Here is a 22,066-nt window from a genome sequence, read left to right as displayed (position 1 = left end):
TTTAGTAGTGAAAGAGAAAAACGTTTTCGGTAAGAAAAAAGAATGTTTAGCTTGTGTTTTTATCTCGTTTTTGAGTATATATATCACAGGCGAGTTCTTTGTTCCTGCCATAAAATCGACTTTAGGATATGCTTTTTTACAATAAATGATTGTATTCAATAAATCAATTTATATATTTGTGCTGAATATAAAGCAGACATGTCAATTTGACCAATAAAATGAAATTCAAGACTTATATTTATTATAAATAAAAACAATTGAATATTACTATTAATTAAAACAAATTTATTTATTACTATTATGGAAACTAAACCACAAAAAGCAAAAGCAAGATCTAAAGGAGTATCAGCAGGATTGGTGATCATAGGTTGTGCTATTGTAGCCTTCTGTTTTTTCTTTTTCGTATGCGGTGATCCTTCAGGATTCGACGAAAAAGGACATCCACACCCAGGTAATTATTTCGCAACATTATTCCAAGGAGGATATGTAATTCCTATCGTTATCACTCTTCTTTTGACTACAATCAGTTTGTCAGTTGAAAGATTTTTTGCTTTGAACAGAGCTGCCGGAAAAGGAAGTATTCCTAAATTCGTAGCAGAAGCTAAAGCTAAGCTTGAAGCTGGTGATATTGCTGGTGCTGAAAAATTGTGTGATGCACAAAAAGGTTCTGTTGCTAATATCCTAAAAGCTGGTCTTGTTAGATATCAAGATGTAGAAAGCTATACAGATATGAACAATGATGAAAAAGCTGAAATCATTCAACACGAAATTGAAGATGCTACAACATTAGAATTACCTTACCTAGAACAAAATCTTTCTATCATTGCAACAATCTCTACTTTAGGTACACTATTCGGTCTGTTCGGAACTGTACTTGGTATGATCAAATCATTTGCTGCGATGGGACAAGAAGGTGCTCCTGACTCAACAGCTCTTGCTGTCGGTATTTCTGAAGCACTTATGAATACAGCAATGGGTATCGGTACTGGTGCTCTTTCAATTATTTTCTATAACTACTTCCAAGGTCGTGTAAAAGACACTACTGATGCGGTTAACGAAATAGCTTTCGCTATCGGACAAACTTACGTATCTAAACACGGAAGAGCATAAAAAAATCATTTTTAACAAAATGATTTGTGGAAAAACAATAAAGTTCCACTCTAATTAGAAAAATTAAAAGAAGAAATGAGCAAAGTAAAACCAAAAAAACAGGAAACATTCATCGATATGACCGCGATGAGTGACGTTACTGTTCTCTTGTTGACATTCTTCATGCTAACAGCCAACTTCGTACCAAAGGAGCCTGTACAGGTTTTGACTCCGGCTTCAGTGTCGGAAGTGAAAATTCCCGAATACGATGTAATGACTATTCTTATTGATCCGAAGGGACAGGTTTTTATGAACCTTGATAAACCTGAAGATAAAAGAAAAGTTCTTGAAAGTGTTGGTGAGCAATATGGAATTAAATTTACTCCGAAACAAATTGCTTCATTCATTAATCAAACTCACATAGGTATGCCAATCAGCCGTATGTCGGCATTTTTGGATCTACCTTTAGATGAGCAAGATGCTTTGATAAAACAATTTGGTATCCCCACAGATACAATCCTGAGTGCCAATAATCAATTGGCGGTATGGGTTAAAACTGCGAAGGAAGTAAATGAAAATTTGTCAATAGCAATCAAGGCTGACCAATCTACACCTTATACTTTGGTGAAGAATGTGATGTCTACATTGCAAGATCTGAAAGAGAACAGATACAGTTTGATAACAACTCTAAAAGCAATGCCCGAAGGGTTTTGATGTATAGAACTTAATTTTAGAAAATCGTAAGACTATGGCAGAAGTAAATACCGGTGGTGGCGAACAGAAAAAAGGCCAACCCCAGAAACTCAACCTACGTGTAGACTTTACACCGATGGTTGATATGAACATGCTTTTGATTACTTTCTTTATGTTCTGTACAACTTTGAGCAAACCTCAGACCATGGACATTGTTATGCCTACAAAAGATAAAGATCTGACCGAGGACGATAAGAACCAGGTAAAAGCTTCTAAAGCTATTACTTTGATTTTGGGAGAAGATGACAAAATTTATTATTATATGGGAGAACCCAATTATAATGATTACACATCTTTGAAAGAAACATCTTATGGAGCCGGTGGTCTTAGAGATATCTTATTGGAGCGTAACAGAGATGCTGTGGCACAGATGAGAGAGCTTAAGATTGATAGAGCTAAGAAAAAAATAACAGAAGATGTGTTTAAAGAGAAATCAAGTGAAATAAGAAATGCAAAAGACGGGCAGGTTGTAGTAATTAAACCTACTGATGGAGCTTCTTACAAAAACTTGGTGGACGCACTTGACGAAATGCAGATTTGCAGTATTGGTAAATATGCTATCGTAGAAATGGCGGATGGAGATAATTTCTTAGTCCAGAATTATAACTCTAAGGGTGCATTGTCTGCTCAATCAGGCGGTCGATAATAAAACAATCACACATTTAAAAATAAAAAAATGGGAAAAGAAATTAATTTGAATTCCTCTGAATGGCGTGATATTGTATTCGAAGGTAAGAATAAAAATTACGGAGCATACCAGTTGCGTAAGACTTCATCGAAAAGACATATTGTAGCATTTATTGCTGTTGTAATCTTTGTTGGTGTAGTAGCTGCCTTGCCTGCTTTTCTTGATGCCGTTAGACCCAATAAAGATAATTTGGGTGGTGTTGATGAGGCTTTCGAGTTATCTAATATTGCAAACGTAGAGGAACAGGTTCCGGAAGAAAATATCATACGTCAGGAAACTGCACCACCGCCCCCTCCTTTGAAAGCGACTATTCAGTTTACACCTCCGGTTATTACCGAAGACAGTAAGGTGAATGAAGATAAAGAAATGAAATCTATCGAAGAATTAAATCAAAAGAAAGATATTCAAATTTCTATCGCTACAGTAGAAGGAACAAACGATAAAAATGCAGTGGATATCGCAGAATTGAAAGAGCATAAAGTGATCGTGGAAGAAAAAGAGCCCGAAAAACCTTTTGTCAGCGTAGAACAAATGCCTCAGTTCCCCGGCGGTGATTCGGAATTGATGAAATTCATCGGTAACAATCTTAAATATCCACCTATTGCCGCAGAAAACGGTATCGAAGGACGTGTTGTTATTCGTTTCGTTGTAGGTAAAGATGGTAAAGTATCTGATGCACAAGTATTGCGTTCGTTAGACCCTTCTTGTGATAAAGAAGCTATCAGAGTAGTAAAATCAATGCCTACTTGGGTTCCAGGTATGCAAAATGGACGTAAAGTACCAGTATATTATACGCTTCCTGTATTGTTTAAACTACAGAAATAATTTGAGATGCTGTAATATGCTATTCTCAAAGAGATATAAATAGTAAAAAGAGGAGTTGATGATATATACTTTTATATATGTCACTCCTCTTTTTAAACATTATTGAGGTCGAAAGACCGTTGTTTTATAGATTGAGGCATTTTAAACGGCAGATAACCAGTTTGTTTTAGCTTGGAGAATGCATCAGTAAATATTCTATATTATTTACAATGAGTGATAATAATAATAAAATAACATTCAGAACAATATGGAGCGTGATTATGGCTATCCTTTATATCGCTATGGGATATCTTATTATGTTTACAGGATTGATTCTGAAATATAATTTTAGGGATAATGATCCACAGGTTGATGATTTCCTTATTGTTCGGTATATTTTAGGTGTTGGTATAATCGGTTATGGTTTATTCAGAGCCTATCGCGTTTATAAATTCAGAAAGTAATACATGTAAGGAGAAATGTTAGTGAAGTTTTTATTTAATTATCAAAAATTATGAGAAAAGTTGGTTTATTTTGTATTTTACTATCTTTGACAATTTTCTCAGCGTGTAACCAGAGAATTAAAGTGACACGAACAGATACTCCGACCAGTGGTGTTGCGGAAATAGCAAGCGATGATTGCTTTAGTCCTATAGTCCAAGAGGAAATAGATGTATTTGAAGCTTTAAATAAAGACGCGTCAATTATACCTATATATGGAAGTGAGGTTGATGCTATTAACTTATTATTAAAAGATAGCCTGAGACTTGTAATTGCTGCCCGTGATTTAACTGATGCAGAAAAACAAGGATTGTTGAATAAACAATTGCAACCTCGGACACAAAAAATTGCTGTCGATGGAATTGCATTGATTATAAATAACCAAAATACTGATTCTTTGATCAGTGTTCCACAAATAAAGAAGATAATGACAGGGGAAATCGATTCATGGAAACAGATCAATCCCCGATCAAAATATGATAAAATTGCAGTCGTTTTTGATAATCCAAATTCGAGTACGGTGCGTTTTATCAAAGATTCAATAAACAGAGGGGAGCCTCTGGCTGAGCATTTGAAAGCTCAGGAAAACAACAAGGCTGTACTTGATTATGTGGCAAAAACACCTAATGCAATGGGTGTGATCGGTGTAAACTGGATAAGTAATCCGACGGATACGACCAATCTCAGTTTTAATGATAAAGTACGGGTCATGTCTGTGAGTAAGGTTGAACCGGCAACTCGTCAAAGTAGTTTTCAGCCGTATGCTGCATATCTGGCTTTGGGTGAATACCCTTTGAGGCGAGACGTTTTTGTTATTACATCGGATCTAAGAGGGACTTTGCCGACAGGCTTTGTTAGCTTTCTTGTTGGGGACAGAGGACAACGTATAATTTTGAAGGCAGGTCTTATTCCTGCAACAAGACCCATGCGTTTGATAACGGTGCAGGATAGTTTTGATTAAAGTACGCTTGACAATCTTGTAATCCCGAAATGGATTTAAAGTAAAAACTATTACACTCTGAGCTCACGATCAAAACTCGAATATAATATTATACTATAAGAATTAATTAAGGATGAAAAAGAAGTATTTATTAGGAGCTTTTCTTGGCTTATTACTTAGTACTCCGATTTTTGCGCAATCAAATCTTGGTGCTGACTATTTAAAAACAGGAGAGCTGAAAGTTGCAAAAGAAATTTTTGAGAAACAAGTAAGTCAATCACCTGCTGAAGCTTATTACTATCTGGGAGAAGTTGCTTATAAAGAAGGTAAACTTGACGAAGCTAAAGCTAATTATGAAAAAGGATTAGCTGCATCAGCCGATTTTGTACTTAATAATGTTGGATTGGGTAAACTTTTGTTGAAATCTAGTCCTAAAGATGCAGAAGATCAGTTTTCTATTGCATTGAAGAAAAATAAAAAAGATGTATCTGTTCTTGTTGCAATAGCTGAAGCATATTATGCTAACAATATGGCTGATAAAGGTGCTTCAAAATTGGCAGATGCACGTAAAGCTGATAAAAAATCGCCATTGATTTATATATTGGAAGGTGACCTGAAAGCAAAATCTAATGTCGGAGAAGCTGCCGGAAGTTATGCGCAGGCTTACAATTTCGATCCTACTTGTTCTGTGGCATATATCAAATCGGCTCAGGTTTACGAAAGCGTAAATCCCACATTGGCTGTAGAAATGCTCCAAAAAGCGATTGAGATAAATCCAAATTATACATTGGCTTATAAAATGTTAGGGAGTATTTATTCTCATAACGGACAATATGCCGATGCTATTGAAGCATACAAAAAATATTTTGCACAGGGAGCATATGATGTGTCGGATTTGACTCGTTATGCTGCGGCTTTATATTTCACAAAACAGTATGATGAAGCTAAAAAACTAATAAACGAAGGTATTTCTAAAGAACCAAACAACTTTGTGTTGAATCGTTTATTGATGTATAGCTATTTACAGTCTAAAGATTATACTGCAGGCTTGACTGTTGGTGATAAGTTTTTCTCATTAGACAAAGGAGACAGTCAATACATTGTTCAGGATTATATGACCTATGGTGAATTGCTGAGCAAAAATAACCAAATGGATAAAGCTTTATTGCAATACGAAGAAGCTGTAAAACTTGACCCCTCAAAATCTTCAGTATATAAAGAGATCGCACAAGCTTGTGTTGATGCAAATCAATATGCTGACGCAGCGAAATACCTTCAGGAATATGTAGATAAATCAGACTCCAGCGTGGTTGAAGCTACAGATTTCTTCAATATCGGCCGTTACTCTTATATTGCAGGTACTGCTGCTCAGAAAGATACAGCCGATTCAGAGGCTCCTGCTAAATCTAAGGCTCTGTTAGTGCAGTCTGATAAAGCTTTTGGTACAGTGTCGGAACGCATACCTGACAGTTATCTTGGATATTTCTGGAGAGCACGTGCTAATGCGGCTCTTGATCCTCAAACTATTTTAGGTCTAGCTAAACCATATTACGAAAAAGTAATAGAGATAGTTACTTCAAAAGACGACGGAAGTAATAACAACGAGTTGGTAGAAGCATATCGTTACTTGAGTTATTATTATTATTTGTCATTTGAGAAAAGTAAAAGTGCCGAAGATAAAGAGCACGTTAGATCTTACAGTGAAAAAATTTTAGCTTTAGATCCTGAAAATGGAGTCGCTAAGCAATTGCTTGAAGCTGTGAAACAATAAATAAGAGATTATAAGAAGACCTCTTTTGGTCTTAAAAAAGATAAAGGAATAGTATTTTTTGATACTATTCCTTTTTTTTATATATAAAACTCTTACCTTTGTATCCGATTGGTGGATAGATTTGTTTGCTTGCAACCACATGAAAAAATGCTAAATGAAGTCTTTTCTCATATCTGCACGCATCTGTATAAAATCCACTCTATTAATTATTTAACGTATAACGGAATTATAATATGAGTTATTTATTTACTTCCGAATCTGTATCGGAAGGTCATCCAGACAAAGTTGCAGATCAAATTTCAGATGCATTATTAGACGAATTTTTGGCTTATGATGCTAATTCTAAAGTAGCCTGCGAAACATTGGTAACTACAGGGCAGGTTGTTCTTGCCGGCGAAGTTAAATCAAAAGCATATATTGATGTACCCGAGGTTGCCCGTACAGTAATCGAGCGAATAGGTTATACCAAAAGTGAGTATCAGTTTGAAGCTAAGTCTTGCGGGGTATTGTCTGCTATTCATGAGCAATCGGACGATATTAACCGTGGGGTAGACCAGAAAGCTGATCCAATGGATCAGGGAGCCGGAGACCAAGGGATGATGTTTGGTTATGCCACAAATGAGACTGATAATTACATGCCGCTTGCATTGGACTTATCTCACTCTTTACTGTTGGAACTAGCCGAAATTCGTAAAAATGAATTGGCATTGATGCCATACCTTCGTCCTGATGCAAAGTCACAGGTGACTATTGAATATGATGATAATGGAACACCTCTTCGTATTGATACTATTGTATTATCGACTCAGCATGATGAATTTGCATCTGATAAAGAGATGCAGGATAAGATTCGTGAAGACGTTATTAATATTCTGGTACCAAGAGTAAAGGCGAAATATACATTTAGAGACGATATTCTGAGCCTGTTTAATGATCAGATCATTTATCATGTTAATCCTACCGGAAAATTTGTTATCGGAGGACCTCATGGAGATACCGGTCTGACAGGCCGTAAAATTATAGTTGATACTTATGGCGGTAAAGGTGCTCACGGAGGTGGTGCTTTCTCAGGAAAAGACCCTTCGAAGGTAGACCGTTCGGCGGCGTACGCAAGTCGTCATATAGCTAAAAATCTTGTAGCTGCAGGTGTATCTTCTGAAGTATTGGTGCAGGTATCATATGCGATTGGTGTGGCTAAGCCTATGAATATTTATGTGAATACTTATGGGAAGTCTAATGTGAATATGACCGATGGCGAAATAGCCAAAGTTGTGGAAACATTATTTGATATGCGCCCTAAAGCTATTGAAGATCGGTTGAAGCTACGTAATCCTATATACTCAGAAACTGCAGCATACGGACACATGGGGCGTGAGTCTAAGGTGATAGAGAAAACTTTTCAGTCGAGATATAATCCCGAACCATTGAAGTTGTCTGTGGAATTATTCACTTGGGAGAAACTTGATTTTGTAGATGCTATTAAAAAGGCTTTTGCTTTATAAGTTTATTTTCTCTTATTATTTTGTGTTTAGAAGGTCTGAGACCTTAAATAAATAAAAAATAGTGATGCATCCTTGATGAAAAAATGTCAAGGATGCATTGTTATAATTATCTTTGTGCCGAAATAAAAAAATAAGTGTTTGGAACCCGATGTAAATACATATTATGTCATTGATAGTTTAGCGATATCTCAATCTCGTAAAGATTCAGCTGACTATCACTCTCTGTTTAAAATGGAGAAAGATACCAGTATGTATTTTTCGGAGGACAAGATTGAATCGCTAAAGCAGACCAAGGTGGTGCAAGCTAATTCTGTGGAGGGGCATGATGGGGTAAAAAAGGCATTTACACTGGAGAATGAGGATGGAGTGCTTATTTTATTATTAGTGTGTTTTTTGTTTTTTACCCGTATATATAAAGGTGGGATAACCTTTTTTAAAGAGAATACACGCTTGCTTTTTTCAAACCGAGAAAATTTAAGTCTATATAGTGAAACTACTATCCGTGAGTTCTGGTTCAATTTTATTTTATTGTTCCAGAATGTTTTACTGACATCTATAATCCTTTTTGATTTGTTTTTGGAGTCTGACAAGTATCCTTTGCCGAAGGATAGTTTTGTCACGATACTTGTCTTTATGACGGTTTTGGCTCTTTTCATATCGGGTAAATTGATTTTTTACCGATTTGTAGGATATATTTTCAATATAAAGGAATATATGAAAATATGGATACGGACATATATCATTGTTCTCGAAATGATGGGAATGATTGCTTTTATCCCTACTTTAATAATGGTATATTCGCAGAGTTTTCACTATATCTTATTATTCTTTTTTATAGTATTGTTCTTTGTGTCCCGTCTTATTCTTTTTTATAGGATAATTACGTTTTTTTTAAGACAACATGTTAATTTTTTGTTTTTGATTGTCTACCTTTGCACCGTAGAAATTATACCTTATATTATTTTATATCAGGTTTTGATTTATTTATATAAAGTTGATTTAATAAGTTTACTATGGCTTTGAAAATTAAGAAAGTGCTGATCTCACAACCCAAACCAGCAACAGAAAAATCACCCTATTTTGACATTGCCGAAAAATATAATTTGACAATAGATTTTCGTCCTTTTATAAAGGTTGAAGGTGTTGATGCTAAAGAATTCAGACAACAACGAATTAATATACCCGAATATACAGCAATCGTTTTTACCGCAAAAGTGGCAATCGATCATTTTTTTGCATTGTGTGAAGAAATGCGTATAGTGATGCCTGAAACAATGAAATATTTCTGTATCTCAGAATCGGTGGCTTTGTATCTTCAAAAGTATATTGTGTATCGTAAGAGAAAAATATTCTTCAGTCAGACCGGAAAAATGGATGGCTTGGCATCGTCTCTATCAAAGCACAATAAAGAGAAGTTTATAGTGCCTGTTTCGGATGTGCATAACGAAGATATAACAGCTGTTCTTGAAGACAAAAAAGTTGATTTTATCAAGGCTGTTATGTACCGGACCGTGAGTACAGAATTTGAACCGAGTGAAATTGATTCGTACGATCTTATCGTATTTTTTACACCTGCGGGAATTGCTTCTTTATTTAAGAATTATCCTGATTTCGAACAGGGTGAAAAGGCTATCGGATGTTTTGGTGCTGCCACAGCTAAGGCCGTAAAAGATGCAGGATTGCGTCTTGATTGTGAAGCTCCTCTTCCCGGTTTAACATCTATGACTGCTGCTTTGGAAGCATTCGTAAAAGAAAATCAAAAGAAGAAATAAGATAATATCAATGTTATCTTTAGATAAATATTGATAAATATATTTTGTAAAGAATTAAGCTTGACTGCCCAATAGGAAAGTCGAGCTTATTTTATTAAGTTCTAAAACTTATTTAGCTTATGCAAAGTATTGATGACAAGGAGCTGGGAATAATTCGAATTGTACGTAATGCTAGGGCGCGTAATGTGATAGCCCGTAATAAGCCCGGATATATTCAGATGACGGTTCCATCGTATTTTTCAGAGAAGGAAATCAGGGATGTGATCGAAAAAATGCGTCCTCGTTTACTGAAAGTTCCTTCTGTACCCCAAATCGAATTTACTCCCGATAGTGATTTTAAGACAGCAACATTTTCATTAAGGATAGAGTCTCGTGATGTGCGAAATTATCATGCGAAATTACATGATGGAACTTTATTTATAACCTGTCCCGGGATAACTGATTTTTCGGATGTAAAAGTGCAATCCATAATACGTAATTGCATAGAGCAGACAATGCGGCATGAGGCTCAGCGAGTATTTCCTCTGATGCTAAAGAATCTGGCGGAAAGATATAAGTTTACGTATACTTCGCTGAAAATAAATAAGAGCAGAACCCGTTGGGGTAGCTGCTCTTCTCAAAAATCTATTAATTTATCTTATTTCTGCCTTTTATTACCTCAATATCTGATAGAGTTTGTTATCTTGCATGAGTTATGCCATACTATCGAAATGAATCATGGCGATCGTTTTTGGAAGCTTCTGGATAATGTGACCGGAAATAATGCACGTAAGCTTACTCAGGAACTGAAGGTAAAAGCCGCTAAATGGTAACCATTATTCGTGGTTTACATTATCTTCAAGATTTTCTTTTCCGAACGATAATGGAAGAAGGCTTCTGATCGAATCTACTTCATAAATATGCTTTTCGCCATACATAATGATCTCAACAGGCTGGTTATATCTGTTTTCGACTTCGACCAATACCTGACGGCATGATCCGCAGGGAGAGCATACATCTTTCGTGAAAGAGCCTTTTGTGTTGGCTGCAATTGCTATTGCTTTTACGGGTACATCCGGATATTGGGCATTTGCATAGAATAAAGCGGTGCGTTCTGCACAAAGTCCTGATGGATATGCTGCGTTTTCCTGATTACTACCGGTTATGATAGTTCCATTAGCAAGGAGTACTGCTGCTCCGACCTGAAACTCAGAATAGGGTGCATATGCTGAAAGAGATGCATTTTTTGCTTTCTCTATTAGAATTTTCTTATCATTTGTATATTCTACTATGCTATAAACTCTTAATTTTGCAGAAATTTCTAAACTTTCCATATAGATTGACGTTTATTTATATTGAAATCAAAGGTAAAAAAATTTAAGATGATTCATACGATATCGACAAGAGGTTTGTTAAAGTCAGTCCTGCTATTCATATTTGCGGCTTCTGTTTCCATTTCGGCTTATGCAGGGGGGAAAGTCACCCGTAATAAGGCTTATGATGACTACATCGAAAAATATAAGGATTTGGCTATAAGCCATATGAAAAAGTATCGCATACCTGCCAGTATAACTCTTTCTCAGGGATTACTAGAATCGGGTGCGGGGAGAAGTGCTTTGACTGTAAAATCGAATAATCATTTTGGTATCAAATGCCACAACGGATGGAAAGGTGAATCGGTTATTGCTGCCGATGATACCCCGAACGATTGTTTCAGAAAATATAAAAAGTCCGAAGATTCTTATGATGACCATTCTCGTTTTTTGAGTGAAAAACCACGATATGGTAAATTATTCGATCTGGAGATTACCGATTATAAGGGGTGGGCAAGAGGTCTGCAACAAGCAGGATATGCTACCGACAGGGCTTATGCAAACAAGCTGATAAAACTGATTGAAGACTATGAATTATACGAATATGATAGAAAAGGGAAAAAAGGAAAAGTAGAGAATGATAAAATAACTGTTGTTGTTCCCGATATCCCCAATAAGCATACGGTATATAAAACTCAGGGGTTGATCTATGTGGTTGCTCAGAGGAATGATACATATGAGTCTATAGCCAAAGAATTTGGCTTTAAAATGAAAGACTTATGTGAATATAATGAAGTACCTGAAAACTTCCCGATACAAGAAGGTGACTTGATCTATTTCCAGAAAAAGAAGAAAAAGGCAGATAAACCCTATTACGAACACGTGGTTCAGGTAGGGGAATCGATGCACAGTATCGCTCAGCTATATGGTATGAGAGTTAAAAATCTCTATAAGATGAATAAGCAGGATATGGAATATGTGCCAACGGAAGGTGATATATTGAGGTTGAGATAAAAAAGGCATGAATAACATCATGCCTTTAACTGTTAGATTTGATTAAAAACTAAAAGAAGAATTTATCTTACTGTTTGGGTCACCTATTATTTCTTGCGTCATGTTGCATGATATGTTGTATGTCCAGCGTGTAAAACGATGATAACCATTTGATTCTATAGTTCTGGCGAGCACTAGACTGGAATTATAACTCAATTCGTCTGTCATATTACGTGATACATTAAATGGTCTATTTATAGAAACATTAACACCTTGAATCTCGGCAGTAATACTACCATTCAAACGGCTTGTGCATTTTCTTTTTTCGCTTGCTTCGTACCATTTTTTCTTACTTGCACCTTTTGTTATATATTCAAGTTTATTATCAAAAACTAGTTCATATATGGTATTAACCCCTATATTATTTCTATATGCGACTAATTCGTAAACATATTTAAATTCACATTTTGGGTTAGCAGTGCTAAAAAATTCAGTTTGGTTACTTGTCGATTTATCAATACCTGTATCGCCTAATGATCCTCTAGTCTTTAATATATCATCCTGTTTCAATGGTATTATTTCCTTTTCTATTTCTCCAAAAAGAAGACATTTTGAAGGATTGAGTTTATTACTAGCCGCTTCATTATCATCAGCATTCGATGATAGTAATATTAATTTTCCATTATTGTACCAAATAATAGAAGCCCCGATTTGACATTCGTTCTTAATGTTGAATAGAGCTGTAGAATAACCTCTCTCATCTTCTATATTAGGATTTTTGTATGCGTTTCGACTAAGAGAGATATTATTCAGATCAATCCATTTTATTAATTTCGGTTTAGTCATTTCACTTAATATAATCCAAGTATCGATAAAATAACTCTGGGAACTAAAATGCACTCTTTCAATATCAGAGGAATTAGAATCTTGATTGTGATTCTCTAATTCATTAGAACAAGAAAAGAATCCTAAAATAAAAGTAAATAAAATAAGATACTTTAAAATTGGTCATAATATTTTGTTTTAAAAGCATATGTTGATATTTTTTTAATCTCTTTTAGAATATGGATCACTTTATTCTAAAAGAGATTAAAAAGAAGATATGCTTGAATGTAATTAAATGTATATATGGAAAATATTATTGGGGATTTTATGTGCACAAGCTACAAATATATAAAAAGACAAGGTGTATTACACCTTGTCTTTTTATATATTTTGATTGGACTTTATTAAAAATTATATCCGAAACCGATTCCCAGAATTTCTTTGAATTGTACTTTTGGACCTTTCTTTTCGCCTTGTGTATTGATATATTTTACATCGTCATCATACTTTAAGGTTGTATTGATGCTGGCATTCAAGTATTTATTTATTTTCATGCTGATAAGGACATTCCATTCAATATCTATATTGCCAAACGAATCGTCATATGCGGTGAAGAAGTTTGCATCACTCATCAGTTTTACATTTTCCATAATGTTTTTTTCTAGAGTACCTTTTGCATAGGCTCCGAATTCAGCTTTAAATTTATCTCCCGGATCAACCCCGAAAGATCCCAGATCTGATAAATAATCGTCATTTACGAATGTAAGTTTACCTGCTGCCGGTGAAAAATACGCAGAAAAGAACGAATCCTTAGGACGGTATTCCATACCTATCGAGATATTCGAATAGGCAGGAGCCATAAACTTGGAAATATAATTTTCTTTATTCGGATAGTTATAACCTTTGTAGAATTGAGATTTGAAATCAGCCATTGCCGTATAGTACCATTTATTGTCGGTAGTATATCCTAACTGAGTAGCCAATTCCATTTTATCGGTCGATTTTTGAGCTCCCTGAGCTTTGGTGCTTGTAATACCATACTCGAGAGCTAAAGTATTTATCCATGCCCAGTTGCCTTTTTTATGTTCGAGCTTTCCGTTGAGATAGAGATTACCTGCAAAAGCATCGTCACCACCTCCCGACCAGTTTGACAGGGATGTCTGAGATAGGTTTAATCCGGTTGAGCCCGAATGCTTCCATGTTCCTATCTTAGTAGAGTCTGCTTCTTGCGCCGATATGGCAGTTATTGACATCAGTAATAATGTGAATAGAAATATACGTTTCATATAAAAATAATATTGGTTTGTAACAGGCTTATTTTGTTCGATTTATTATTGTGTTAGATTACTGTAATTGTAGCGTATTTATTGAATATTTTCATTTTTTTTATAAATTGAATTTATTAAACTCTAACACATAATGCCTTTATTTGTTCACAAGGCTGTTACAAACAAATTTATCTATAAGAGAAACAATGTGCAAATATGAAGACTAGCCAGTGTGATAATAAAGAGAAAAAGGTAACTGAAGAAAATGAGCATAAAAAGAGTAACCTTTGTAACCTTTTTTAATCTGCTAATATTTTGCAGCCTCAAACAAGACAATTCGCATATAGTATAATATTTGCTATATTTGCAAATCTGAAATTTTGAAATAAAAATGCATCATTAAATACTTTCTGTTACTTATACAATATAAATATGTCTACAGACGATAAGAAAATTATATTCTCGATGATAGGAGTGAATAAAGTATTTCCTCCTCAAAAACAAGTGTTGAAGAATATCTATTTGTCCTTTTATTATGGGGCGAAGATCGGAATTATCGGTTTAAATGGTTCCGGTAAATCAACATTATTGAAAATAATAGCCGGAATCGAAAAGGAATATCAGGGCGAAATCGTTTCTGATAAAGGTTATTCGGTAGGATATCTTGAGCAAGATCCGAAACTGGATCCTACAAAAACTGTAAAAGAAATTGTACAGGAAGGTGTACAACCTATAATGGATCTTTTGGCTGAATACGAATCGATAAATGAAAAATTCGGATTGCCCGAATATTATGAAGATTCGGATAAAATGGATGTGCTGTTTGCTCGTCAGGCAGAGCTACAGGATAAAATAGATGCCACAGATGCATGGAACTTAGATAATAAGCTGGAGAGAGCAATGGATGCATTGCGTTGTCCACCCGAAGACGAATTGACAGAACATTTATCGGGAGGGGAAAAACGCCGTGTTGCCCTTTGCCGCTTGTTGTTACAAGAGCCCGATGTATTGCTTCTTGATGAGCCGACCAACCATTTGGATGCTGAATCTATTGATTGGCTGGAGCAGCACTTACAACAATATGCCGGAACGGTTATCTGCATTACGCACGACCGTTATTTCCTTGATCATGTTGCAGGATGGATTCTTGAGCTCGATCGTGGGGAAGGTATTCCATGGAAGGGCAATTATACTTCGTGGCTGGAGCAAAAGACTAAGCGAATGGAGCAGGAGGAAAAGCAAGCCAGCAAACGCCGAAAGACTCTCGAACGTGAGTTAGACTGGGTGCGTATGGCTCCAAAAGCCCGTCAGGCAAAAGGGAAAGCCCGTTTGAATGAATATGAAAAACTATTGAATGCCGACCAAAAGGAAAGAGAAGAAAAACTTGAGATATTTATACCTAACGGACCACGATTAGGTAATAAGGTGATTGAAGCACAGGGAGTTGCTAAAGCATATGGCGATAAACTGCTTTTCGATAATCTGAATTTTATGTTGCCTCCCAATGGTATTGTTGGTGTTATTGGACCTAACGGAGCCGGTAAGACAACATTATTTCGATTAATACAAGGTTTGGAATCCTCAGATAAAGGAACTTTCGAAGTCGGAGAAACTGTTAAGACGGCTTATGTCGATCAGGCTCATGAGGCTATTGATCCGAATAAAACTGTTTATCAGGTTGTTTCCGGAGGGTCGGAATTTGTTAGGGTCGGAGGTAAGGAGATAAATTCCCGAGCTTATCTGTCTCGATTCAATTTTGCGGGAGGAGATCAGGAAAAACTTTGCGGGGTACTTTCCGGAGGAGAGCGAAACCGCCTCCATTTGGCTTTAACATTGAAAGCCGAAGCGAATGTATTGTTACTTGATGAGCCGACCAATGATATTGATGTTAATACATTGCGGGCATTGGAAGAAGGTTTGGAAAATTTTGCGGGATGCGCTGTTGTTATTTCTCACGACCGTTGGTTTTTAGATCGTATCTGTACTCATATATTGGCATTCGAAGGTAATTCGGAAGTATTTTACTTCGAAGGTTCATATAGTGAGTATGAAGACAACAAAAAAGCCAGACTTGGTAATGTTGAGCCTAAACGGGTTCGTTACCGCAAGTTGATGAACTAAGGTTTTATCTGTGAAGGATATTAAAAAAAGGTATTATGCCTTTTGCCAGCTTTGGTAAATGAAACAACCAAAGCTGGTTACAGATATAAAATATATCGATAATTTATTATATGCAAAGGGTCGATAATATCGACCCTATTTGTATCTTTGGGATATTTAGTATTAAGTAAAGGTTTATTTTGATGAAACCATCAAGTAAAAAGAGATTAGGTATACTCCGTTCATTCATTGTTTCTTTATTTATTATACTTACTGCAAATTTGTATTCGCAAACAACAGTAGTTCATGGTGTTGTTCGGGATTCGGTCACAAATCAGCCTGTTGAATATGCAACAGTCCGGTTTGACGGAACAAGTATTGGTAAGTTAACCGACGATGATGGGAAGTTTACAATTAGCAATACCTCGGGAACCCAGACTCTTATTATATCTCTGATGGGATATGATACTAAGACAATACGCATTCCTGCCAGACAAACATCTAAGATAGAAGTTAAATTGAAGGCTTCAGGTGTACAATTAGGGGAAGTTGTTGTCCGCAAAACAAAAGAGAGATATTCTAAAAAAGATAATCCTGCAGTCGAACTTATAAAAAAGGTGATCGGGCATAAATACGATTATTTGGTTACCAGCCGAAGTTATTATACGAATAATGAGTATGACCGTATTCTGTTTGCATTGAATGAATATGACTCCGCAAAAGGTTTACTCAAGAAGATGAAATTCTTTTCGAAATATGCTGATAGTTCTTTGATTGACAGTAAAGCTATTCTGCCGTTTTCGGTCAGAGAAACGATGTCTGATGTTTATTACCGGAAGGAGCCTAAAGGTACCCGCCGTGTAGTTACGGCTTATCAGAATGAGGGGATTGATCAGGAAATGAATACCGAGTCGATAGATGCTATCGTGGCCGAGGTCTTTAAGGAAGTTGACATTACAGAAAATAACATCAATTTACTTTTGCATGATTTTGTTGGCCCTTTAAGTTCCACATCTTCTGTTAATTTTTATAAGTGGTACATTATAGATACAGTGACGATAGATCAGAAAAAGTATGTAAATCTTGGATTTATTCCTTTTAATACCCGGGATGTGGGTTTTATCGGTAATATTTATGTCCAGCCAGATGCTCCTTATGCCATCAGGAAAGTTTCTTTCAGAGTTCCTTCCCGTATTAATGTCAATTATATAGATAATATGTTGGTTACTCAGGAGTTCGAAGAAAAATCTCCGGATTTGTGGGTTCCTGTCAAGTTCACAACAGCTATTGATCTATCGATGTATAATATGGCGAAGTTTTATGTGCAGAAAGAACGTATGTTCAGCAATTTTATGTTTGATCTGCCTGTGGATGCTGCTTTTTCGGGTTCAGCTCCGGTTATTTATCTGTCGGATTATAAAAAGCATAAATCCGAATTCTGGAATGATAACCGTCCTGAAGAACTCAATAAGGATTATCATATGGATGAGATGATGAAGGAATTTCGCCAGAACAAGTTTATAGATATAACACTCAAGACTGCCGATATCTTATCTTCTCAGTATGTGTCTACCAGCCGAGAGGAAGAGAAGAACAAATTGGATCTGGGAACTCCCCTTACATTTTATAGTTATAACCATTTGGAGGGAAACCGCATCAGATTAACTGCATCAACGACCAAATTCTTACATCCTCACTTATATCTATATGGTTATGGAGCTTATGGTACCAGGGATGGGAAATGGAAGTATTATGGAGAAGCAACCTGGGCATTCAACCGTAAAGAATACCACAAAGACGAATTTCCTCGACATAATTTATCTATAGCATATAAATATGATGTGAATCCTTTAGGTCAGCGTTTTTTGCAAGCCGAGCGAGATAATATCCTGCTTTCCTTGAATGCTAAGAAGTATAACAATATGACGTATGACCGTATGGCCGAAATCAACTATGTGCATGAGTACTATAATGGGTTTTCGTATAGTGTATTCGGTAGAACTCATAACGAAGATGCAGCCGGAAATCTTAAGTTTGAAAGACGTAACGAGAATCATATATTGGAGGAAATGGGTAATCTCAAAACCACAGAGGTTGGATTGAATCTGAGATATGCTCATAACGAAAAATTCTTTCAGCAGAGACGGCGGAGACGCAGTTTGCCATCCAAGGGCGTGATTGTTTCACTTTCGCATACAATCGGATTGAAAGACGTTTTTAATGGACAGTACAATTATAATAAAAGTGCATTGTCTTTAGATAAAGAGTTTTGGGTGGCTCCATATGGCCGTTTAGGTGTAACGGTGAAAGGTGAAAAGGTTTGGGGGGAAGTTCCATTTCCTTTACTCTTGTCAGCAAATGCCAATAGTTCGGTTACAATACAGAGAGGTTCGTTCTATATGTTGCGGGCAATGGAATTTTTGAATGATTCGCAATTGACATGGGATATAAACTACCGTATGGGCGGATGGTTATTTAACCGCATTCCTCTATTGAAATCGTTTAAGTGGAGAGAGGTTGCAAGTTTCAGAGGTTTTTGGGGAAAGCTCAGTAACCGAAATAATCCGGAGTATAATCGGAATCTTATGATATTCCCTGAGGACTCCCATGTTATGGGAAATAAACCTTATATGGAATATAGTGTCGGCATAGAAAATATATTTCAATTTTTCAGGATTGATTATGTAAGGCGTCTCAGTTATCTGGATAATCCCGGAATAGAAAAGTCGGGATTTAGAATCAGCTTTGATGTATCATTTTGATATAGAATCTTTGATATTCGAATAAGTATTCATTATATGAAGGCAGAGTACATACAAAGTCTAAAATATCTCTGTATGTAGGAACTTCTGAACATTATATTATAGACATATTCTGTAATTTAATACCTTTGCATTCTACATTAATAATGAAATATGAGCGATAAGCAATCTGAAATAAATAGATCCGGAGATGGTATTACAGCTAAAAGATTTGCTGATTTGATATTAGATATCGGAACATTTTTACTGGCTTCAGGGGCTCATAGTGGACGTGTGAACAGTAACATCAAGCGTATAGCTCTGACATGGGGGTTTAATGTCAATCTTCATCCGTCTTTTAAAGGTTTATTAGTAACAGTACAGAATACACGCGATGAGCATGACTCTATTACTTTGTTTAAAGAATCTCCTGCTCATGTAGTGCATCTTGAAGTGTTAACCAGAGTAAGTCATCTTTCCTGGAAGGTTTACGAACAAGGACTTACTATTGATGAAACAGAGCAGGCTTTTTGTGAGATAAAAGAAATGCCGCATTACAATCCATGGCTTGTGTCTCTGGTAGTGGGTTTTTCCTGTGCAGGTTTGTGTTTATTCGCAATGGGTGATTGGCTGAATGCTATAGTGGTTTGGCTTGCAGCCTTTGTTGGATCTTTGATCAGATTCAAGGTTGCAGCAATGAACTTCAATTCAATGATATCTATTGGTTTGGCCGCATTTGTTACTACTATCATTACCGGATTGGGTTCGATAAATGGAATTGGTGGTCATCCCGAAGCGGCAATGGCTACTGCTGTGCTTTATCTCATACCCGGTGTGCCTTTGATAAATAGTGTAATAGACCTGATAGAAGGATATTTGACTTCAGCTGTAAACCGTTGTTTGTTTGCCGGTTTTATATTGCTTTGTATTGCTGCGGGCATGATGTTGAGTATTACATTATTAGGTATCGATAATTTTAACTTATAACGACCATGGACGCTGCTGATATTATATTGAATATTATACGGGACTTTTGTATTGCTTTTGTTGTAGGATTCTGCTGGGGTATCCTATTCGGAACGCCTAAGCGTATTCTTGTTATAGCCGGTTTATTAGGTGGGCTCGGACATTGTATCCGGTTCATTTTGCTACAACTCGATTTCGGGTTAATTTCGGCAACACTAGCCGGTTCGGTATTTATAGGTCTGTTTGGAATTTTTATGGCACATAGGGTGGATAATCCTCCGGTAGTTTTCACGATGCCTGCATGTATAACAATGATTCCCGGTATGTATGCCTATAAAACGATGCTAGCCGGAATGAAGATTACCGATTCGACTACTCTTGATGCCGATCCTACTTTACTATCTACAATGGCGCACAACCTGATGCTTACAATGTCTTTGCTGTTTACTCTGGCAATTGGAATTTGTATTGCTGCGTTGTTTTTCAGGGCGACCAGTGTTAAGGAAATCGAGTTTGCTAAGAAGCTGGAGCGCATGACTCATTTCTAATAAGATCTAAAAAACGGGTTTAGTAATAAACCCGTTTTTTATTTAATCAAAAGCTTTGTGTTCTTAGTTCATATAATCCCACATTGGCAGTTGGATTGGTTTTTGTTTCAGGCTTTCGATAGCTTTGCTGTCAAGATATTTTCGGTGTATAACAATTCTGAACATATATTCGGAAAACCAGTTATCTGTAAAAGTAAGATATCCTTTATTGCCGGCGGTTGTACCCCAGCTATTTTCAAACTCCCATTTTACCGGAGTATCGTTATTATCGGTATCGCATCCGATAAGAGTCATAGCATGGCTTGATCCACTCTGACGAGTCAAAATACGTGCTTTTTTGTCCATGTCCAATTTGACACCCAACAATGATTCGTAATCATACATCTTCGGATCCATGATGCCTGTTGTTCTATTGTGCTGTTTACCTACATCACAAGAAGCATACATGGCTTCATTATTTTTGATAGAAGCTAGAGCCGCTTTCTTGATGTCGTCATTCGGCAAGTTAAGGTATATCCAATTAATCCCTTCTATTGTATTTTTATAATTCTGTATTTCATATACTTTGTAATAATCACGTGTAGGATCGTTCATGATCATAACAAAGTTTTCGGGAGTATAATCGGCCGGTACAATTTCTTTGTAGAATTGCAGCGGAGTATACTCTTTTTCTACTATTTTTCCCGATTTGTCTTTAAATCGCCAAGTAAACTGTGTCGGAGGTTCACCCAAACATAGTGATAACATACGATATACATCTTTCAAGACAGTCTGTTTTTCAAGACGAAGATCTTTCTCCTTTTTGCCACTTTCGACAGCTTGCCTGATATGATACCCTCCCGTGCGGAGTTTTTCGTTGATAAGGGATATCATTTGGCTTGTATTATTCGAATGAGCCGTTTCGGGCATAACTATATCAGGTACTACGCCATATTTTTCGGCGGCATTGTAAAATAGATTCCATACACCACCGTCACCAACCGGAGATTTAAAATATTCGACTACTTCACGGTCATCCATCGGTTTGCTTGCAGTGGAGATGATATTCTCCAGAAATAAGTTCGACTTTTCGAAAATGTCCCAGAAATACAGGTAGTTATGAGAAAAGTCAAACTGGTCGGTATTGTATTTAGTCATAATCGACGGACGTAAAACATTCATAGATGTAAACATCCAGCAGCGTCCTGAGCTCTGTTGATTGGTTATGCCTTTTACATCAACCCTGTATTTGAACAAGTGGTCTATTTTTGTTTCCAGATCGTGATTAAGAGCATTGCTCTTAATATCCTTATTCGTTGTAAGGATGTTTTGTATTGCAGTCGTTGCTGCATCTTTCTTAAAGCTGCCCCGTATATCCTGTAACTCTTTGTCTGTTATTGTCTGGGCAATAACAGAAGAGGTTGCAAGCAGCAGTCCGCATGTAAATAAACCAAACTTCATAATTCTATTCTATTTTGAGGTCTGAGACCCATTTGTAAAATTCTTATAAAAGTCAATAACAAGGTCTGCGACC

The 22,066-nt window shown here is 36.3% G+C and carries 20 protein-coding genes; 16 read left to right on the top strand and 4 right to left on the bottom strand.

Annotation, left to right across the window (positions count from 1 at the left end; genetic code table 11):
- The first annotated feature begins 300 nt into the window (after positions 1-300).
- The 11 genes from K322_RS0115145 to K322_RS0115095 all read left to right on the top strand — a co-directional run bounded on the left by K322_RS0115145 (position 301) and on the right by K322_RS0115095 (position 10,632).
- On the top strand, positions 301-1,110 hold the full coding sequence (locus tag K322_RS0115145; protein ID WP_026627632.1) for a MotA/TolQ/ExbB proton channel family protein: 810 nt from the start codon (positions 301-303) through the stop codon (positions 1,108-1,110).
- A gap of 75 nt (positions 1,111-1,185) precedes the next feature.
- The gene (locus K322_RS0115140; protein ID WP_026627631.1) at positions 1,186-1,803 is read left to right on the top strand and encodes an ExbD/TolR family protein; all 618 of its coding nucleotides are present in this window, start codon (positions 1,186-1,188) and stop codon (positions 1,801-1,803) included.
- A 34-nt stretch (positions 1,804-1,837) separates the two neighbouring features.
- On the top strand, positions 1,838-2,488 hold the full coding sequence (locus K322_RS0115135; protein ID WP_026627630.1) for an ExbD/TolR family protein: 651 nt from the start codon (positions 1,838-1,840) through the stop codon (positions 2,486-2,488).
- A 30-nt stretch (positions 2,489-2,518) separates the two neighbouring features.
- Positions 2,519-3,355 (top strand): energy transducer TonB, encoded by an 837-nt coding sequence (locus K322_RS0115130; protein ID WP_026627629.1) that lies wholly within the window; start codon positions 2,519-2,521, stop codon positions 3,353-3,355.
- Between the two features lie 209 nt (positions 3,356-3,564).
- Positions 3,565-3,798, top strand: coding sequence for a hypothetical protein (locus K322_RS0115125; protein ID WP_026627628.1), 234 nt, complete (start codon positions 3,565-3,567; stop codon positions 3,796-3,798).
- Positions 3,799-3,848: 50 nt separating this feature from the next.
- Positions 3,849-4,796, top strand: coding sequence for a PstS family phosphate ABC transporter substrate-binding protein (locus tag K322_RS0115120; RefSeq protein ID WP_026627627.1), 948 nt, complete (start codon positions 3,849-3,851; stop codon positions 4,794-4,796).
- 112 nt (positions 4,797-4,908) lie between these two features.
- Positions 4,909-6,546: a tetratricopeptide repeat protein gene (locus tag K322_RS0115115; protein ID WP_026627626.1), complete on the top strand. Its 1,638-nt coding sequence runs from the start codon at positions 4,909-4,911 to the stop codon at positions 6,544-6,546.
- A 233-nt stretch (positions 6,547-6,779) separates the two neighbouring features.
- A complete protein-coding gene (metK, locus tag K322_RS0115110; protein WP_026627625.1) occupies positions 6,780-8,048 on the top strand; it encodes a methionine adenosyltransferase in 1,269 nt (422 codons plus the stop codon).
- 231 nt (positions 8,049-8,279) lie between these two features.
- On the top strand, positions 8,280-9,071 hold the full coding sequence (locus K322_RS21415) for a DUF4271 domain-containing protein (RefSeq protein ID WP_353867179.1): 792 nt from the start codon (positions 8,280-8,282) through the stop codon (positions 9,069-9,071).
- Positions 9,068-9,820, top strand: a complete 753-nt coding sequence (locus K322_RS0115100) for a uroporphyrinogen-III synthase (RefSeq protein ID WP_026627624.1) — start codon at positions 9,068-9,070, stop codon at positions 9,818-9,820. The genes K322_RS21415 and K322_RS0115100 overlap by 4 nt, the downstream gene beginning before the upstream one ends.
- Before the next feature lie 119 nt (positions 9,821-9,939).
- Entirely contained in the window at positions 9,940-10,632 is a 693-nt protein-coding gene (locus K322_RS0115095) for a M48 family metallopeptidase (protein ID WP_026627623.1), read from the top strand.
- A gap of 3 nt (positions 10,633-10,635) precedes the next feature.
- On the opposite strand, the gene cdd is transcribed toward K322_RS0115095, so the two are convergent.
- Positions 10,636-11,133, bottom strand: a complete 498-nt coding sequence (gene cdd / locus K322_RS0115090) for a cytidine deaminase (protein WP_026627622.1) — start codon at positions 11,131-11,133, stop codon at positions 10,636-10,638.
- A 48-nt stretch (positions 11,134-11,181) separates the two neighbouring features.
- On the opposite strand from cdd, the gene K322_RS0115085 reads away from it, so the two are divergent.
- Positions 11,182-12,126: a glucosaminidase domain-containing protein gene (locus K322_RS0115085; protein WP_035332230.1), complete on the top strand. Its 945-nt coding sequence runs from the start codon at positions 11,182-11,184 to the stop codon at positions 12,124-12,126.
- Positions 12,127-12,168: 42 nt separating this feature from the next.
- Here K322_RS0115085 and K322_RS0115080 read toward each other — a convergent pair whose 3' ends face one another.
- Positions 12,169-12,951, bottom strand: coding sequence for a hypothetical protein (locus tag K322_RS0115080; protein WP_026627620.1), 783 nt, complete (start codon positions 12,949-12,951; stop codon positions 12,169-12,171).
- Positions 12,952-13,334: 383 nt separating this feature from the next.
- On the bottom strand, positions 13,335-14,216 hold the full coding sequence (locus K322_RS0115075; RefSeq protein WP_026627619.1) for a DUF3078 domain-containing protein: 882 nt from the start codon (positions 14,214-14,216) through the stop codon (positions 13,335-13,337).
- 414 nt (positions 14,217-14,630) lie between these two features.
- Between K322_RS0115075 and ettA the strand changes: the two genes are divergently transcribed.
- The 4 genes from ettA (at position 14,631) to K322_RS0115055 (ending at position 20,553) form a co-directional block, all read left to right on the top strand.
- The gene (ettA, locus tag K322_RS0115070) at positions 14,631-16,319 is read left to right on the top strand and encodes an energy-dependent translational throttle protein EttA (protein WP_026627618.1); all 1,689 of its coding nucleotides are present in this window, start codon (positions 14,631-14,633) and stop codon (positions 16,317-16,319) included.
- 182 nt (positions 16,320-16,501) lie between these two features.
- A complete protein-coding gene (locus K322_RS0115065; protein ID WP_051290845.1) occupies positions 16,502-19,060 on the top strand; it encodes a DUF5686 and carboxypeptidase-like regulatory domain-containing protein in 2,559 nt (852 codons plus the stop codon).
- Positions 19,061-19,213: 153 nt separating this feature from the next.
- Positions 19,214-20,026, top strand: a complete 813-nt coding sequence (locus tag K322_RS0115060; protein WP_026627616.1) for a threonine/serine exporter family protein — start codon at positions 19,214-19,216, stop codon at positions 20,024-20,026.
- A 5-nt stretch (positions 20,027-20,031) separates the two neighbouring features.
- Entirely contained in the window at positions 20,032-20,553 is a 522-nt protein-coding gene (locus tag K322_RS0115055) for a threonine/serine exporter family protein (RefSeq protein WP_026627615.1), read from the top strand.
- A 63-nt stretch (positions 20,554-20,616) separates the two neighbouring features.
- Here the strand turns inward: K322_RS0115055 and K322_RS0115050 are convergent, their stop codons facing one another.
- Positions 20,617-21,993, bottom strand: a complete 1,377-nt coding sequence (locus tag K322_RS0115050; RefSeq protein WP_026627614.1) for a C1 family peptidase — start codon at positions 21,991-21,993, stop codon at positions 20,617-20,619.
- Positions 21,994-22,066: the final 73 nt, after the last annotated feature.

This window comes from Indolivaga capnocytophagoides DSM 22835, assembly GCF_000426485.1.
Lineage (GTDB): Bacteria > Bacteroidota > Bacteroidia > Bacteroidales > Dysgonomonadaceae > Dysgonomonas_A > Dysgonomonas_A capnocytophagoides.
The sequence above is the reverse complement of the archived record's forward strand: the minus strand, read 5'-3'. Positions and strand labels throughout refer to the sequence as shown.

Excerpts from the sequence above, each read along its gene's own strand:
- K322_RS0115145 (WP_026627632.1), top strand. The coding sequence starts at position 301 with ATGGAAACTAAACCACAAAAAGCAAAAGCAAGATCTAAAGGAGTATCA.
- K322_RS0115140 (WP_026627631.1), top strand. The coding sequence starts at position 1,186 with ATGAGCAAAGTAAAACCAAAAAAACAGGAAACATTCATCGATATGACC.
- K322_RS0115135 (WP_026627630.1), top strand. The coding sequence starts at position 1,838 with ATGGCAGAAGTAAATACCGGTGGTGGCGAACAGAAAAAAGGCCAACCC.
- K322_RS0115130 (WP_026627629.1), top strand. The coding sequence starts at position 2,519 with ATGGGAAAAGAAATTAATTTGAATTCCTCTGAATGGCGTGATATTGTA.
- K322_RS0115125 (WP_026627628.1), top strand. The coding sequence starts at position 3,565 with ATGAGTGATAATAATAATAAAATAACATTCAGAACAATATGGAGCGTG.
- K322_RS0115120 (WP_026627627.1), top strand. The coding sequence starts at position 3,849 with ATGAGAAAAGTTGGTTTATTTTGTATTTTACTATCTTTGACAATTTTC.
- K322_RS0115115 (WP_026627626.1), top strand. The coding sequence starts at position 4,909 with ATGAAAAAGAAGTATTTATTAGGAGCTTTTCTTGGCTTATTACTTAGT.
- metK (WP_026627625.1), top strand. The coding sequence starts at position 6,780 with ATGAGTTATTTATTTACTTCCGAATCTGTATCGGAAGGTCATCCAGAC.
- K322_RS21415 (WP_353867179.1), top strand. The coding sequence starts at position 8,280 with ATGGAGAAAGATACCAGTATGTATTTTTCGGAGGACAAGATTGAATCG.
- K322_RS0115095 (WP_026627623.1), top strand. The coding sequence starts at position 9,940 with ATGCAAAGTATTGATGACAAGGAGCTGGGAATAATTCGAATTGTACGT.
- cdd (WP_026627622.1), bottom strand. The coding sequence starts at position 11,133 with ATGGAAAGTTTAGAAATTTCTGCAAAATTAAGAGTTTATAGCATAGTA.
- K322_RS0115085 (WP_035332230.1), top strand. The coding sequence starts at position 11,182 with ATGATTCATACGATATCGACAAGAGGTTTGTTAAAGTCAGTCCTGCTA.
- K322_RS0115080 (WP_026627620.1), bottom strand. The coding sequence starts at position 12,951 with ATGACTAAACCGAAATTAATAAAATGGATTGATCTGAATAATATCTCT.
- K322_RS0115075 (WP_026627619.1), bottom strand. The coding sequence starts at position 14,216 with ATGAAACGTATATTTCTATTCACATTATTACTGATGTCAATAACTGCC.
- ettA (WP_026627618.1), top strand. The coding sequence starts at position 14,631 with ATGTCTACAGACGATAAGAAAATTATATTCTCGATGATAGGAGTGAAT.
- K322_RS0115065 (WP_051290845.1), top strand. The coding sequence starts at position 16,502 with ATGAAACCATCAAGTAAAAAGAGATTAGGTATACTCCGTTCATTCATT.
- K322_RS0115060 (WP_026627616.1), top strand. The coding sequence starts at position 19,214 with ATGAGCGATAAGCAATCTGAAATAAATAGATCCGGAGATGGTATTACA.
- K322_RS0115055 (WP_026627615.1), top strand. The coding sequence starts at position 20,032 with ATGGACGCTGCTGATATTATATTGAATATTATACGGGACTTTTGTATT.
- K322_RS0115050 (WP_026627614.1), bottom strand. The coding sequence starts at position 21,993 with ATGAAGTTTGGTTTATTTACATGCGGACTGCTGCTTGCAACCTCTTCT.